This is a genomic window from Paenibacillus xylanexedens (genome assembly GCF_001908275.1).
Taxonomy (GTDB): domain Bacteria; phylum Bacillota; class Bacilli; order Paenibacillales; family Paenibacillaceae; genus Paenibacillus; species Paenibacillus xylanexedens_A.
This window is the reverse complement of the sequence record NZ_CP018620.1, coordinates 1,779,476-1,795,016: the sequence shown is the minus strand read 5'-3', so window position 1 is coordinate 1,795,016 and position 15,541 is coordinate 1,779,476. Positions and strand designations below refer to the sequence as shown.

Annotated in this window: 11 protein-coding genes; 2 read left to right on the top strand and 9 right to left on the bottom strand. The window is 47.6% G+C overall.

The features are described from left to right. Window positions 1-64: 64 nt before the first annotated feature. The 4 genes from BS614_RS07945 to BS614_RS07930 are packed head-to-tail and all read right to left on the bottom strand — an operon-like array spanning window position 65 to window position 7,381. Complete coding sequence (locus tag BS614_RS07945; RefSeq protein ID WP_084174452.1) at window positions 65-2,983, bottom strand: NHLP bacteriocin export ABC transporter permease/ATPase subunit; 2,919 nt, start codon at window positions 2,981-2,983, stop codon at window positions 65-67. Between the two features lie 25 nt (window positions 2,984-3,008). Beyond that, the gene (locus BS614_RS07940; RefSeq protein WP_074093567.1) at window positions 3,009-5,165 is read right to left on the bottom strand and encodes an NHLP family bacteriocin export ABC transporter peptidase/permease/ATPase subunit; all 2,157 of its coding nucleotides are present in this window, start codon (window positions 5,163-5,165) and stop codon (window positions 3,009-3,011) included. 43 nt (window positions 5,166-5,208) lie between these two features. After that, window positions 5,209-6,168: an NHLP bacteriocin system secretion protein gene (locus tag BS614_RS07935; RefSeq protein WP_017690598.1), complete on the bottom strand. Its 960-nt coding sequence runs from the start codon at window positions 6,166-6,168 to the stop codon at window positions 5,209-5,211. Then, window positions 6,161-7,381 (bottom strand): ABC transporter substrate-binding protein, encoded by a 1,221-nt coding sequence (locus BS614_RS07930; RefSeq protein WP_074093566.1) that lies wholly within the window; start codon window positions 7,379-7,381, stop codon window positions 6,161-6,163. Before BS614_RS07930 ends, BS614_RS07935 begins: the two co-directional genes overlap by 8 nt. Window positions 7,382-7,637: 256 nt before the next feature. On the opposite strand from BS614_RS07930, the gene BS614_RS07925 reads away from it, so the two are divergent. Next, entirely contained in the window at window positions 7,638-8,357 is a 720-nt protein-coding gene (locus tag BS614_RS07925) for a response regulator transcription factor (RefSeq protein ID WP_076253775.1), read from the top strand. Between the two features lie 96 nt (window positions 8,358-8,453). On the opposite strand, the gene BS614_RS07920 is transcribed toward BS614_RS07925, so the two are convergent. From BS614_RS07920 to BS614_RS07910, 3 genes are all read right to left on the bottom strand, one after another. Then, window positions 8,454-9,443: a phosphotransferase gene (locus tag BS614_RS07920; protein WP_074093565.1), complete on the bottom strand. Its 990-nt coding sequence runs from the start codon at window positions 9,441-9,443 to the stop codon at window positions 8,454-8,456. Window positions 9,444-9,575: 132 nt separating this feature from the next. Continuing rightward, on the bottom strand, window positions 9,576-11,300 hold the full coding sequence (locus BS614_RS07915) for a SulP family inorganic anion transporter (RefSeq protein WP_074093564.1): 1,725 nt from the start codon (window positions 11,298-11,300) through the stop codon (window positions 9,576-9,578). 165 nt (window positions 11,301-11,465) lie between these two features. Beyond that, window positions 11,466-11,795: an ArsR/SmtB family transcription factor gene (locus tag BS614_RS07910; RefSeq protein ID WP_074093563.1), complete on the bottom strand. Its 330-nt coding sequence runs from the start codon at window positions 11,793-11,795 to the stop codon at window positions 11,466-11,468. 194 nt (window positions 11,796-11,989) lie between these two features. Between BS614_RS07910 and BS614_RS07905 the strand changes: the two genes are divergently transcribed. Next, complete coding sequence (locus BS614_RS07905) at window positions 11,990-12,934, top strand: alpha/beta hydrolase fold domain-containing protein (RefSeq protein WP_074093562.1); 945 nt, start codon at window positions 11,990-11,992, stop codon at window positions 12,932-12,934. A gap of 123 nt (window positions 12,935-13,057) precedes the next feature. On the opposite strand, the gene BS614_RS07900 is transcribed toward BS614_RS07905, so the two are convergent. Beyond that, the gene (locus tag BS614_RS07900; protein WP_074093561.1) at window positions 13,058-14,635 is read right to left on the bottom strand and encodes a glycoside hydrolase family 43 protein; all 1,578 of its coding nucleotides are present in this window, start codon (window positions 14,633-14,635) and stop codon (window positions 13,058-13,060) included. Then, complete coding sequence (locus tag BS614_RS07895; protein ID WP_074093560.1) at window positions 14,632-15,531, bottom strand: carbohydrate ABC transporter permease; 900 nt, start codon at window positions 15,529-15,531, stop codon at window positions 14,632-14,634. Before BS614_RS07895 ends, BS614_RS07900 begins: the two co-directional genes overlap by 4 nt. Window positions 15,532-15,541 lie beyond the last annotated feature (10 nt).

Sequence of the window (15,541 nt, the reverse complement as noted above, 5' to 3'; positions counted from 1 at the left end):
CTTATTCAGCATAACAGCCCAGTTTCAAGCAACACTCAAGGTTACTTCAAGTTTAGTTCAAATCTCAGGCCAGCTGACGGCTGGCCAGTTCCGCGAAGAGCCCGTTCTGCTCCATCAGCTCCTGATAGGTGCCAGACTGAATGATTCTCCCTTTATCAAATACATAGATATGATCCGCTTGCGTAATCGTACTGAGCCGGTGTGCAATCACAATCCTTGTCACCTGCAGCTTGCTGAGGCTTTGGCTGACAATACGCTGTGTTCGGTTGTCCAATGCACTTGTTGCCTCGTCAAAAAAGAGAATCTTCGGCCGTTTGGCAATGGCTCTGGCAATCATTAAACGCTGCCGTTGTCCACCAGACAGTGTACCTCCACCTTCGGAAATTACGGTATGCATGCCCATCGGCATACTGCGGATGTCATCATCGAATCCAGCCATGGCTGCGGCCTCCCAAGCATCCTGAATCGTTAGATCCGACGTTCCTGTGATATTTGTGAAGATATCACCGGACATCAGTTTGCTATTTTGCAACACCACGCCGAACTGACTCCGAAGCAAGCTGATATCAAGCGAACGCAAATCCTGACCATCGAAATAAATAGAGCCGCTCTGAGGTTGTTCGAAACCCAGTAACAGTCGCATCAAGGTAGACTTTCCACAGCCTGATGCCCCGACAAAGGCTACATATTGTCCTGATTTGATATCCATCGACAGGTCGTTCAACACAAGTGCCTGATCCTCTTCATACCGGAACTGGATATGGCGAATCTCGATCGCTCCACTCACCTCACCCGGATCTTCCAACTGATCATGGATTTCAGGTAACGTTTTGAGAATGGGTTTGGCTCGTTCATATAATGGAACAATGTTCACCACGGATAATAGTGCTGTAGCCATACCGAGCATGGCCATAAGGAAGCTGGTAAATGCAGCGAAAAAGGCGATAAACTGTCCTGCCGACATTTCTGAACGGGTAGATACCACCAGGTAGAACAACACCATTGATGTCAGCAATGGGAAAAAGGCTTGAAATACACTGGAGAAGCTATCCAGCATCCGAACTTTATAGGACCACTTTTTCTGCTCCGCAAATGCCCTGGCCCACAAGAAGAAAGCCCGGTTCTCGGCTGCTGCCATCCGAAATTTGCTCATTCCGTTCAATAGCTGAAGTACTGTTCCGGCAATCTGTCCCTGAAGCTCCAACAATCGGCGCTGGTATCGTACCTGTAGCAGGCCAATCGCAAAGGTAAATGACATGGAGATGAGGACAAGACCACCCGCCACCAAGGCAAGAACAGGACTATACCGAAACAATAATGCAAATTGAAAAATGGAGAACACACCTGTTAGCAGCGAACTGATTACTGCACCGGATAACAGCTGCCGAATCGCATTGATGCTTCCCGCTCTGGAAGCCAAATCCCCGGCTGAATAGTTTCGGAAGAACGAAACCGGCAGATTCAGCAATCGATCCCAGATGGCAGCCTGAACCGCATTCTCCACGCGTCCTTCCATACGCAGCGCGGCAAGTGAACCTGCGAGTCGGAACAAGGCAATCGATAACACGACCGCGATGAGGATAAAGGCCATCTGTACCAACGGCCCTCGATAAGACTCCGGTATAATGGTATCCACCAGAATACCGCTGGCGAGCGGGACCATAATGCCCAGTAATCCAGCCAGTGCCCCCATCAGAATCACCATCACGAGATCCCGACGAACCGAGTGGTGAGCACCATACTGAAGCAGGTCTTTGATGCCAAGCTCACGCGCAGGAAAAGGCCGGTAAAACATGTACGCCATCGGCTGTATGGTAGCCGCCATTTCATCATTAACGAACCCATTTTCCCCGTGCATTGGATTCTCCCAGCGATAAGAATTGGCCCCTGCCGGGATTAATGCAATTGGCTCGCCTGATGTCTCCAGGTATCCAACAAGCGGTCCATTGTCCGCTTCCCACCATTCCCCTTTAAGTGCGACCTGGCGGGAACGCACACCGGAAGCTTCCGCCATCTCCTGGACAGGTGAACGCTTCGATTGGCTTTTTAATTTTCGTGTAACAGGCTTCATCACGATACCAGCATAGTCCCCAACGATCTTGCCTACGGGGTAAAGCGGATCAGTAGAATAAAAGGAGACAACTTGCTGCTCATCCGGCCCGGTAACGGCAATCAGTTTTTTGAGCGCATGGTCCATTAAGGAATCATCATGCTCTGTACGTTGTTGCAACCGTTCCTGTTCCTGCAAGCGTTCCTTGGCAACGACGATTGACAGCCTGCTGGCGATTAATCGATGAAACGCATATAACCCGTGAAGTGACGGATCTGTGGGTAACCAGGACTGTGTTGCTCTTACATCGACGACAGCCGCTTGTTGCGTTTCCAGCCAACCCGAGGACGTTACGGGTATGTAATAAGCATCTTCTGTAGTAACGGGATGTTCTTTCCCCCAGAGTATCGTGCCATCCTGTACTTTAATCCAGACGGTACGCATCGGCCTCCAGGTCTGATCAGGTATCAGATTCTGATCTTCCCCAGGTTCCAACAGTGTAAATTCAAGTGGTGAATTCCGTACATTCAGTGCTGCCGACCAGCTACCCACCCACTGATCTACCCTGGATGCCAGCCACTCGTTATCCCACTGGCCGTTTACTCTTCGGTTCAGGAGTAACTCCTTATCTATCCGGAATACTTTGGTACCGACAGACGCTGTTAACAACAAGCCCATTCGCTCCACCATCTGACCATTGTCAAAGCCGAACAAAAGCGCTCCATTTTCCAGACTGAACATATAACGGCGTTTATGTCTTGTTCCGGCGTTCTCTCCTTCCATGACTACAGCGAATACATCCACGTAACCGGAAGCCACGTACCACACACTGTTCTCATCCGTGATCAGAATAGGGTTATTTCCTTCCACATCATGAATCGTTCCAACCTTTGTAAAAAATGACTCCATTTTCGTCCTGATCGGCTCTGCCACGCTTTCACCCCCTTCTGCAACCCTGTTACTGACTCTGAATAAGACGGGTGTAATATCCGTTTTGCTCCATCAAAAACGTATGCGTTCCCCGTTCAATTATCTTCCCGCGTTCCAGTACAATAATCTCATCGGCATCCCGGATGGTACTCAAACGGTGAGCCACCGTAATACAGGTCAGACCTCTGCGCCGAAGACTGTCATCGACCAATTTCTCTGTTGCCGGATCAAGTGCACTCGTCGCCTCATCCAGGATCAAAATCGACGGATTGCCTGAAAGGGCTCTGGCTATTTCCAGCCGCTGCCGCTGTCCTCCGCTGAAGTTACCGCCATTCTCCGAAATCATGTGGTCATACCCACCGCTACGTTCTGCGATATGGTCATGAATGACGGCATCTTTGGCTGCACGAACGACATCCGTCTCTGGAATCGTTGCATCCCAGAATGTAATATTTTCCTTGATCGTGCCTTCAAGCAGCACAATCTCCTGATCCACAACGGCCAGGGAATTGCCCATCCGATGCCTGGAGATCTCATCCCGACGCAGATCATCAAATCGAATATCACCTTCCCACGGTTCATATATTCCGGCAATCAGCTTTGCAATCGTGGATTTTCCGCTGCCCGAACCGCCAACCAGAGCCACCTTCATACCTGGCTGAATAGACAGATTAAACTGATCAATTAACGGTGCCTCCAGCTTGCTGTATCCGTATGTCAGATTACTGATCTGTACCTGACCGGATAACTTGGCACTGTCCTTCTGTTCGTCTGCTTCATCCAGATCCGATTGAATCTGACGATCCACCGGATATTGCAACACGTCATCCAAACGTTTCATGCTTCCTCCTGCTTCCTGAATCGTTCCTGCCAGCATGACCATCTCATTCACAGGCTGACTGAAGCTTGCCGCAAGACTTTGAAAAGCGACCAACGAACCAATGGTCAACGCCCCGTCCATGACTTGAAAACCGCCAAAAAATAACACGGCAACAGCCCCCAGACTGGTCAACAGTGTGGGAACAGACATCAGAAACTGATTGGATACGCCAAATTGCTGATTGGATTGCAACAGTTTTGCCTGATAACCTGACCATTTGACGAAAAAATCAGACTCAGAGCTATTGGACTTCAACGTCTCAATAACCTGAAGTCCATTCATGGAGACACCCTGCATCTTGCCGCTTTCCTGCAACAGGCGCAGATTCTGATCGTTGCGCTTACGCGTGATGAATTGCATGAATATAACATTAAGCAGGGATACCCCTACCGTAACTACAGCTAGCAATACACTGTACTGCAACATGAGGAGCAGATAAAACAGAATCATGACACAATTCAGTGCAGCGACTGCCAGCTGTCCTGACAACAGCTGCGCGACCCGATCATTGATGGCCACCCTTGATGCGATGTCTCCGCTATGCCGTTGGGAAAAAAATTCAATCGGCAACCGGAGTACATGCCAGAAAAAACGACTGGATGAGCTTAAAGCCAGTTTCATCTCCAGTCTGAGCAAGTAGTAGCGCTGCAGCCAAATGAGCAATGCACGCAGTAGCGCCGTTATTCCCATACCAACCAGAAGCGGGAATAACCAATTGTTCAGATGTCCCAGCAACACCTGATCAATAAAGATTTTGCTGAACACCGGAATGACCAGACCGGGCAGAACCAGAAACAATCCTGCTATAATCGCATAGACCAGTGCCTTCTCCGAACCTTTGATTCGACTGGAGAGAGAGCTAAGCAGACTTGACGTTTTGCCTTGTGGGACATAACCCTCCGCAGGCTTCATCGTCAGTACAACACCCGTGAACGACTGATCCAATTCCTCAAAGGTAATCTCCCGTGGGCCCGTAACCGGATCATTGAGGAACACCCGATCCTTCTGAATGCCCTCCAATACTAGAAAGTGATTGAAGTTCCAGTGGATGATGACCGGCCATGGCATGTTTCTCAGATCCTCGGGATTTTTACGGTACCCTTTGGCTTCCATTCCATATTGCCTTGCTGCCTTGAGAATATTGTTCGCTTTACTGCCATCACGGGACACGCCACAGGATATCCGAAGCTCCTCCAGTGGAATGAAACTTTTGTAATAGGAAAGTACGATCGACAGTGAGGCAGCTCCGCATTCTACAGCTTCCATTTGTAATACCGTCGGCGTTTTCACTCTTCTTGGGGCCACTACTCCATCATCCTCCCTATGCCTGTTCGAATATATTGACTCCTCATTTGAAATAGGGAATGACGGTTGCAATCGGTCGCTGCGAATGAACCGTAATGGTTCCATCCACCGTCATTCCGCTATTCAGACGCACAGGCGGACCTTGTTTCGTTGTCCAGTTATATCCACTCGACAACTCCGAGTTAGGCGAGAGATTCACGCGCACTTCCAGCGAGAGACCTTGCGAGGCCATCTGCTCCACAAGACCCTCGTTACCCAATGTAGACTGTAACTCCTGTACCGTTACGGGAAATTCAGATACCGATACGACCTGCCCGATCATGGAGCCATATTCTTCACGATTGACGGTACTTGGCGAGACACGGACTTCCATGCCCGGAAGTAACTGCTTGCCTTGATTTACGGGCACATACATAACCCCTATTAATTCATCCGTCTGAGACCCGTAGGTCTCCATCCGGAACATCTCCGTTCCTTCACCCACATACATCCCATTCTTAACTAACACCTCGGTGACCTTTCCTGTGTAAGGACTGACCACTTGAGTCTGGTACTCATAGTTCAGTAACTGCTGCTCCTGCTGCTGTTTTAACTTGCCCAGCTCCGCAACACGCCCTGACTTGCCTTGAGATGAGGCACTTTGCAGATTGGTGATAGCAAGCTTCGTTTGCCTGATCTGGTCAAGCAATGCCGGTTGCTCGATCCGACCAATCACCTCTCCTTGCTGAACCGTATCATTCTCCACCACTGCAATATCGGAGATTGCGCCTTCTGAAGAGGTGTGTACCGTTTTTAGGCCGCCCGGCCGAATCAATACACCCTGTCCTTCTGCCCTCGTGGTCATGGTGCCAAAGATTCCCCAATACAGCGCAGCTGCCAGAATTAAACCTGCTCCGATGAGCATCAACCAGCCGCGGGGAGAGGTGACACGTACCAGATTATCCAGCTGTTCAGGAGAAGACAGCCGCTCAAGGGCTACTTTTCGAAAAACCTGTTTATTCATCCTGACCTCCCCCTTTCGCTGAATCTCGTGATGAATCTGAAACGGGCGTCTCATTCAGGGTCTGAAATTTGCCCTGCTGTAACTTCTTCATTACAATGCTCATTCCCTGAACATCACCCTGGGTATCAAAAAAGTGTTCCCCCGTAACCCCATCCCAAGATGTAAGGTCGGACAAAGCTTCTGCTATCGCTTTCGGACTTCGTGAACCTGCTTCTTCTATACCCGCAGCGAGTAATTTCAGTGAATCATATGCCTGTGCTGCCCATTTGTCCGGTGCCTTACCATAGTGTTCAATGTAGGTTGATCGAAAATCTTGATTGACGGTCGATTGTCCCTGATCATCGTATACGGAAGCGACGATTGTGCCTTCTACGGACCCGCCGCCTTGTGCAAACTCAGCCGAATCAAGCGCATCTCCCCCAATGATAGGGGTATCCATACCCGCCGCACGGATTGCTTTGACAAACGTAATGCCTTCGTCAGCCCTAGTCGCGACCATGATCAGATCCGTGTCCAGTGTTTCCCATTTATTCGCAATCCGCATCATGTCGGCTCCGTCCTTATAACCGGATACGCGGTCAACCACATTCTGTCCGGATAGGGTAGCCTGACGTTCAAATGCATTCGCGAGCCCTCTACCATACTCGTCATCGGTATAGTAAATTGCGATATTCTCATGTTTCGTGCCCGCAGCATACAGGGCAAGGGATTGCCCGATCTGATTATCATTCGGTATATTTCTAAAAATATAAGGACTGCTCACATCGGTCAGTTTGGGCGAGGTCGATGCCGGAGACAACAGTACAATGCCCGCATTGGCATATATGCGTGAAGCCGGTACGGTTACGGAAGAACCCCGATGCCCAATGACCGCACTGACGGAGGGATTATCGGCGAATTGCTGCGCGATGGCCATGCCCTTTGTCGTGGAAGCGCCATCGTCCATCTCCAGCAATTTAATTTTTTTCCCTCCCAGAACACCCTCTTTGTTAATCTGCTCCAGCGCCAACTGAAGTCCTTCACGAAATTGTTCATTCTGCTTCTCAAAAGGCCATACAGCTCCCACGATGACTTCATTTGATGAGCTTCCAAGCGTCTTTTCTCTGATCTGGTCTGGCGCAGTGTCAGATGAACATCCACTGATTACCAGTGCACCAAGCAGTACCACACTCCACAACACCCATTTCAGGTGATTCCCCCCATTTCCATTCACTAGACCTATCTCCCTCCAGAGCTCAACCTTGGAACGCCCAAGTTTAATATCAATAATTATAGAAGGAGCCTAATCATCAAGACCATAAATTGAAATTCAAGTTAACCTCAATTTCATATCAAATTTTATGTATCCAATCGACTTATCCCGGTCCACATGCGATACTTGAAACAGAATACATCGAGGACTTTCGACGAACGATTGGAAGGATACGGACTTTGACCAAAGCGATATACATAAGGAGAATGAACGCCGTATGTCTTTGAAAAACACGATTTTGATTGTCGATGATGATCATGAAATCAATGAATTGTTAACGATGTCTTTGAAACGGGAAGGTTTTCAGACTATATCTGCATACACTGGCGTGGAGGCACTTCGAGCTGCACAGGAGCATTCACCTGATCTTGTACTCCTGGATGTGCTGTTGCCTGGGATGGATGGTTTTCAAATCTGTAGCGAGATTCGTAAAACGAGTAATGTGCCTATTTTGTTCGTAAGTTGTAAGGATGAAGCCACAGACAAAGTCATCGGACTTGGGCTGGGAGGGGACGACTTTATCTCCAAACCATTTAGTCCAATTGAGCTGATTGCACGAGTCAAGGCTCATATTCGGAGAAACAACATGCCACAGAAACAAGAGGAACAGGTGGATGAAACGCTGGTATTTGATCAACTACTCATCGACCCAGCCACTCATCGTGTACTCGTCGGTGACAAACCCATTGCTTTGTCGGCCAAGGAATTCAAATTATTGTTCCATCTCGCGAAGAACCCTAACCGCGTATACAAAAATGAACAGCTTTTCTCTCTGCTCTGGGATGATGTGCATATGGGCGATACGCATACAGTTATGGTACATATCTATAATCTGCGGAAGAAGCTGGAACAAAATCCGGCCAAGCCACACTATATCCGTACAATTCGGGGTGTCGGGTACAAATTCAATGACAAGCCTGTTGAATTCGCTGAGTAAACGTATTACAACAGGCATGTACGTTCATTCAAACTAAAAAAACCGCCAGAATGGCGGCATGATGATGGTGACTATATTCTCTTTTTCATTGAATGATTAACTAACGATATCTGCTTCCCGGAACTCTTCCACGAAACTATCCAGCCAATCCGAACCATAGTCCAGCGCACCCATATCACTCTCAATAAAAGCAACATCTAGTCCCATCACCCAGAATCGGCGAGCAACAATAAAGAGATCAACCGCCTGCTCATCTTCGGCAGAGAAACTTCGGACTGAACGATATCCTGCCATGAGCGCATCCCATAATGCTGCCTTTCGCTCATCAGACTGTCTTTTTCGAACTTTCACTTGAGCTAAATCATAGGCACGCCAGCCTTTGGCTGCCCACTCGAAGTCATAATGGATGAACTGATGTTCCTGTTGAAACACATTGTTATTCCCATGCATATCGCCATGGCACAGACCAAAGTCCAGGTCTTGTCTGGAAGTGGCAACGATGCGTTCTTTTAACGTTGTGGCAAACGTATGGAGAAATGCTGCTGCTTCATTGTTCTCACCGATATAGTGGATAATTCGCTCAAGGGGTTCGTCAATAAGTAACTTCAGATCCAGCTCATATCGTGGCAGCTCCATGTTCACCTGATCCATAGCCTCATGCAATTCAGCCGCAGATTGGCCAAAGGCATAACAAGACTCCTCATCCTCCAGGTTGTTCTCCGTACCCTCAATATACCGAAACATCACAGCAACCCGCTTGCCTTCCGCAGCCTCCAACACCGTATATCCCGTATGATCTTTCTTCTCGATGTATTCTCCAATGTCGGTATGTTCCGCAGAACCTAGAACGTTCTTCAGTTGAGACAATAATGAAAGCTCATACTGAACATCTGCCTCCGTGATTTCAGTGCGGTAGATACGGAGAATGTACATGCCACTGGACGTGCGAATCCGGTAAGTATCATTCAATCCTCTAAGCCAAAACAAACATTCTTCCCATGTTCCAATGTCATATTGATTACTCAATGCAGACTCCAGGTACCTGGGGTTAAGCACTGAACGTAAAGCAGTCGGTTGAATGGACATATGGTTGCTCCTTCGGTTTAATATGATTATTTCTCATCTGATGAACGATGTAATCCTTTCACCTATCAACCTATAACATAGTATATTTTTTATTTATTTTCCAGAATATATATTTTGATAAACAAATACTCTTTAGACTCCTATAGCTCCATCTCTCGACAATGCAGCACATTCACGGAAGGCAAAATGTTTGCACCCCTTACATTTCTGAACATCCAGATGCTGCAATGCATAATTGATAGCTTCACCCGTGTGCTCAAACATATGATCCGAACCAATCCGTTCAATCAAACCTGTTCTCTTCAGCATTTCCAACGGTTGCGCCTGAATGCCTGAAAGTAAAACTCTGCCCCCGGATCTCTCCATATGTTTGACAACACGGGCCAGATTGGATTCACCTGTTGTATCCATAAAAGGCACCTTGCCCATGCGCAACAGCAGAGTGCCTGGTCGCCGATGAATCGAATCCATGACCGACTTCTCAAACATATCCGCTGCCCCGAAAAACAGTGGCCCTTCAATTGTATATAGGCTTATTTGCGGACAGTCATGTCCTTCCCGAACCATGTGGGCCATAACTTTCTCATGTTTATGCTCGGGATCGGGCAGTACTTTGGCAACCTTCAACATCTCACTCATGCGTTTAACAAATAAAAGAACAGCCAGAATCAACCCAACCTCTACAGCCGTTGTTAAACTTGTAAATACGGTCAGCAAAAAGGTAATCAGCAGAACGAGTGAATCGCTCGTTTTGGTTTTCATGACATGTATGAAGGATCTTCGTTCACTCATATTCCAAGCAACCAGCATGAGAACGGGAGCCATACTGGCAAGAGGAATGTGGGATGCATATGGCGCAAAGAGAACAAGTACCAGCAAAACCACTACACCGTGAATCACGCCAGACCACGGCGATACTGCGCCGGATTTGATATTTGTTGCTGTACGTGCAATCGCTCCTGTTGCAGGAATACCACCAAATAACGGCGTCACCATATTAGCAATTCCCTGCCCAATCAACTCTCGATTGCTGTTATGCCGACTTCCGGTCATGCCATCGGCAACAACAGCCGACAGCAGCGATTCAATTCCACCCAGCATGGCAATGACAAAAGCGGGTTGCAGCAAGTTCACGATATGCTCCCAAGTGATCTCAGGCATATGAAACTGAGGCAAAGCGTTAGGTATGGCGCCAAAGGACGAACCGATCGTAGCCACCTGCCCTTCAAAAAAGAACGCCGCGACTACCGTCGAAAGAACCAGCCCCACCAGTGATGCAGGCACCTTTGGTGCAAACTTGGGCACAAGCAGAAGAACAGCCAGACAGATTCCAGCTGTAAGCACACTGTATATATTAATCGTTGAGATATGCATCCCGATTTCTTTCATATTGGACCAGAAATCCTCGTGTTTCTCGATGCCTCGAAGTCCCAGGAAGTTCGTAATTTGTCCGCTAAAAATAATGACGGCGATCCCTGCCGTAAAACCGATAGTCACCGGCCTTGGAATAAACTTGATTAACGCCCCAAGCTTGAATACGCCCATAAGTACAAGCATCAAGCCGGCCATCATTCCGGCAATCAGCAGATTCTCATATCCATACTGCATCACAATGGCAAAGAGGATTGGAATGAATGCCCCCGTTGGCCCGCCAATCTGGAACTTGGACCCACCCAGCAAGGAAATGAGAATCCCTGCGATTACAGTGGTGTACAATCCATACTCCGGTTTGACCCCGGAAGCGATGGCAAATGCCATACCGAGTGGAATCGCAATGATACCTACAATCAGCCCTGATAACAGATCCTTGCGAAAAGCGGCAGCATTATACCCTGCATATCTCCCCATCCATCTCATGTACAAAAACCTTCTTTTCTTCATATATTTGAATATTTGAATATATTTAAAAGACTACTCCCCTGCATACGTCCTGTCAATCGGATTACGCACAATTCCAACGGGAACTAACACAAAAAAACAAGAACCTCCGGTGATTACATCCAGTTGCTCTTGTTTATTGTGTCAGGACTCTCTACGAATATCTTCCAGCATGGAAATGGCATCAACCAGATGATTGTCAAAAATCTGTTTGGTGACTGCCAGCAGGTCCTTAATCAGCGGATCACGCAGCGAATAAGTGACGGTTGTCCCTTCTTTGATTCCGTGGACAACGTTTTTGCTGCGCAATACAGCCAGTTGCTGTGAAACGGCAGAGCCTTCCGATCCCAGAATACTTTGCAGTTCATTCACATTCTTGGCTCCTTCACTCAGCAGCTCCAGAATCTGAATTCGCATCGGGTGTGCCAACGCTTTGAAAAAATCCGCTTTAAACTGTTGTATGCTCTGATTCATACGCTATGCCCCTTCAATCGAACTTTTGAAGATGCAAATATCATAACATAGAACGGGTACCATGCTTTACTCTAACCGTAAACGGTTTGACGGAAAAATTAAGATTGACCTTGAAGTACACTTCAACCTTTATACTTTACTTATAGTCTCCACAGATCGTATATCTGAACTCCATCAGGAAGGGTGATTCCTCAATGAACATGTATATCCATAATCATAAACGCTCGTTGACGAGCTTTCTATTCGAGAAATATATCGGAACGTTAGATACCAAGAAATTTTTTTCAACACGAGAGCTTACCCGCAAACACCTGGATCATATGGGCTTGGAAAACATTAAACCTTATACCTTGGGTAGAACAAAACTGTCATCTTCCATCAAAGAGCGCTCCCATGAAGACATGCAGGTGTTCACCTTAAACGATCAGCATTCACGTGAACAGAGGGTAATTCTCTACATTCATGGCGGGGCACATACACACCAGCCGCTATCTTTACACTGGAAATTCATGGACCGCATGGCTAAGGCTCTGAATGCCAAAGTTGTTGCTCCCATCTATCCAAAGGTTCCGCATTTTAATTATCAACACACATATCCGAAATTGCTCAATCTATATCGGAATCTGCTTGCCTCCGTGGACGACCCGGCACAGCTCACCATTATGGGCGATTCCGCAGGCGGGAACATCTCCCTTGCCTTGGCCCATTATCTGAAGATGCATGATCTCCCGCAGCCCAAAGATATCATCTTGTTATCACCTTGTGTGGATATGGTGCTGGACAATCCGGTCATATTCGATTACGAGACCCGCGACCCTATGCTCGCTGTGGAAGGGTATGATGTCATCCGGCGGATCTGGGCAGCTGACAAACCGTTGAACGATCCGTTAATCAGTCCAATCTACGGAGATTTCGCCGGTCTGGGCAAAATCAGCATCTTTATCGGGACTCACGAGGGCTTGTTTCCTGATAATATGAAGCTCGACAAACTGCTGACGGATCAAAGAATCGATCACCAAACCTACGTTTACCCCAAAATGAACCATGTCTTTGTCCTCTATCCAATTCCGGAGGCCAAGGATGCTCAGCGTAAAATAGTTAACATCATTAAAAACTCAACATATGAAACTAATCAATAAGCTGTAACGCGTCCCCTACTCTCCCGCAGTTTTCCCTTTAGCAAAAAAAAACGAAAAAAAGCTCAATCCCTGGAATACCGCCACTGGATTGAGCTTTCTTACTGTTATTCTGTCATCTAAATATTATTTATATGAACCATATTCAAACCAGTCAAAGTCAGCCACCTGATCAGATGAAGTACCGTTGCTGCTGCTAAACATTCCGATACAGCAGCCAACAAAGCCGCCAGCTACTTCAGTGCTCAAGCTGCTTGTATCCACCTGTTCCGCCACCAGATGATACTGACTTCCATCCGTGCTGTAGTAGAAGCTTAGTTGCTGACCTGTCGCGGCCAGTTTGATATACACTCGTGATACTTCATCATCCAGCGCGACTTGCGCAATGTGGGTATCCTGACCATCTATAACGGTCACCACACGCAGCACTTGCTGGTTCTCGGTCAGAGCACGCTCAATCCGTATGTGATACAGATCGTTCTGAATGACGACAAGACCAGCAGTTTCGTTTGCATTCCCGGGCACAAATTCCATCGCTGTAGCTGCGACATAATCCATATGCCTTTGACGCAGACAAACAAAGCTGGAGTTTTCTTTTTCCTTCAATGTTTGCGGTTTCAGCTTCAGCCGCAAGTATCCTTTGCGTTCGGTTAATGAATAGAGATCTTCCTGAGGATTGCGCAGAAACATCCATTGCAAGCCCAGTTTATCACTGTCAAAATGGTCAAAACGCAGTTGCGGCTCTACCGGAACAGGCTTCAAATCCAACGTGCCCTGCTCCTCCAGGATTCCGCGGCCCTCATTGACAACAGGCCATCCGTCCTCCCAAACGACAGAAGCAAGGAACGTCTCCCGCCCCAGATTACTAAAGCTCCCTCCATATGGACGCGAAGCCAACATGACCATGAACCATTGACCGTTCTCAGCCTGCACCAAGTCGGCATGTCCTACATTAACAACAGGGTAACGTTTACCCAAATGGCGATGTGTAATGATTGGATTATTCGGATTCCCGACGTATCCTTCGGTCAAACTTTTGCTACGAGCAATGGTCACCGCATGGTTTGGCCCTGTGCCTCCCTCTGCAATCAATAAATAGTAATATTCATCGATCTTATACAGATGCGGGCCTTCCGGCCAGATGACATCCACCATCGCCCCACGCCACAGAACGTAACTGTCTCCCACCAGCTTCATATTCGTCAGATCAAGCTCTCTCAACCAAACTTCCCAATTGCCATTATAACGAACTCCCTCAGAACAAGGACGTGTACCAAGGTAATACGCTTTGCCGTCATCAAAGAAAATCGTAGGGTCTATGCCTTCTGCGCCTTCAATAAAATAAGGATCTGACCATGGCCCAGCCGGGTCGGTAGCGGTTACAACAAAATTGCCGCCATGTGATACATTGGTTGTAATCATATAGAAGGTGCCTTCATGATACCGAAGCGTTGGAGCGAATATCCCCTGTGAATGGCCTGCTCCCTGAAGATTTAATTGCGAAGGACGGTCCAGCACATTGCCAATCTGTTTCCAATTCACTAGATCACGGCTCTGAAAGATAGGAACGCCAGGAAAATAAGCAAATGTTGATGTCACCAGATAAAAATCTTCACCCACCCGGCATACGGACGGATCTGGATAAAACCCGGGCATAATCGGATTGTTAAACGTGCATTGTTCGCTTTGATTTGCATTTTTCATTCTTTTACCCCTCCAATGGTTAGTCCAGTCACAAAGTATTTTTGCAAGAACGGATACAGTAAAACAATCGGCATTGCCGTCACAACCGTGATTGCTGCCCGAATGGACACAGGCGTCACCATGTTGGTTACATTTTTGAATGAATCCACGTTGACGGTTCCCCCCTGTGAGGTCGCAGAGGATAACAATTTCATGAGTTCATACTGCAAGGTGGTCAAATTACGATTTCCCGCCGTGTACAACATGGAGTCAAACCAGGAGTTCCACTGACCTACAGCAATAAACAGTGCAACCGTAGCCAGAACCGGCTTGGATAAGGGAAGCACGATACGCATGAAAATCCGAAAATCTCCGGCTCCATCCATCTTCGCGGATTCAATCAATCCCTCCGACAGTCCCTGAATGTAGGTACGAATGACGATCATGTTAAACACTCCGATCAAGCCGGGAATAATGTATACCCAGAAGCTGTTCAGCAGCCCCACTTGTTTGATCAGCATGTATCCCGGAATTAAGCCGCCGCTGAAATACATCGTCATGACGAACAGTGTCGTGACCAATTTGTTAAACATATACTCCTTGCGGCTCAGCACATAGGCCAGCATGGCTGTACAGAACAGCTGTACAACCGTTCCTACCACAGTTCTGGCAACCGAAATAAATGCGGCTTGTGTCAGATTCGGATTCTGGAATACGGAGACGTAATTTTGCAGCGTCCATTCCCTCGGCCAGAGATAGATCCCCCCGCGGATCGTATCCAGCCCGTTATTGAAAGATACGGCAATAGTGTTTAAAAAAGGATATAACGTAACCACCATGACAAGCAACATAAATATGCCATTGGTGATGGAAAAAATAGAATCTCCCAAGCTTCGTTTTCTACTAAATCGCTTCACAGCTCTGCCC

Bases quoted from the DNA above. Each gene is read 5' to 3' on its own strand.
- BS614_RS07910 (WP_074093563.1), bottom strand. From the start codon at position 11,795: ATGAATCAGAGCATACAACAGTTTAAAGCGGATTTTTTCAAAGCGTTG.
- BS614_RS07935 (WP_017690598.1), bottom strand. From the start codon at position 6,168: ATGAATAAACAGGTTTTTCGAAAAGTAGCCCTTGAGCGGCTGTCTTCT.
- BS614_RS07905 (WP_074093562.1), top strand. From the start codon at position 11,990: ATGAACATGTATATCCATAATCATAAACGCTCGTTGACGAGCTTTCTA.
- BS614_RS07925 (WP_076253775.1), top strand. From the start codon at position 7,638: ATGTCTTTGAAAAACACGATTTTGATTGTCGATGATGATCATGAAATC.
- BS614_RS07900 (WP_074093561.1), bottom strand. From the start codon at position 14,635: ATGAAAAATGCAAATCAAAGCGAACAATGCACGTTTAACAATCCGATT.
- BS614_RS07915 (WP_074093564.1), bottom strand. From the start codon at position 11,300: ATGAGATGGATGGGGAGATATGCAGGGTATAATGCTGCCGCTTTTCGC.
- BS614_RS07920 (WP_074093565.1), bottom strand. From the start codon at position 9,443: ATGTCCATTCAACCGACTGCTTTACGTTCAGTGCTTAACCCCAGGTAC.